The sequence below is a fragment of the Aquimarina macrocephali JAMB N27 genome, from assembly GCF_000520995.1.
Classification (GTDB): Bacteria; Bacteroidota; Bacteroidia; order Flavobacteriales; family Flavobacteriaceae; genus Aquimarina; species Aquimarina macrocephali.
Map to the genome: position 1 here is coordinate 1 of NZ_JACA01000146.1, position 322 is coordinate 322.

The following is a 322-nucleotide window of genomic DNA, read 5'->3' on the forward strand; positions in this document are numbered from 1 at the left end:
CCCCATTACTCATATATGTAGCAGCAATACCAGGATTAGGATTCATAAGTGGATCACTCATCACCTGCGTCTGGTTGTATTCTATAGTGGTGGGTTTAGAGCTTCTACTGCTACCCCCAAATAAGCCATCAAAGAAATCAGTAATATCGTTTTTTGCACTTTCCAAATTGGTACCTATCCAACTCCCGATTCTTGCGCCTTGTAAGCTTTGATAAGCACTAGCTACTCCTACAGCGGCTAAATATAACCAACCATTACCACCTCCTTCACCTTCTTCTTGCATGGTTTCACCACTGGGGTCGGTATACATCAGGGGATTGTT

General features: G+C 43.2%; 1 protein-coding gene. It reads right to left on the reverse strand.

Translation table 11 applies throughout. The annotated features are described in order from the left end of the window. Positions 1–322 (reverse strand): hypothetical protein (locus Z054_RS32055; protein ID WP_161635363.1); only part of this gene is annotated, 322 nt, incomplete at both ends.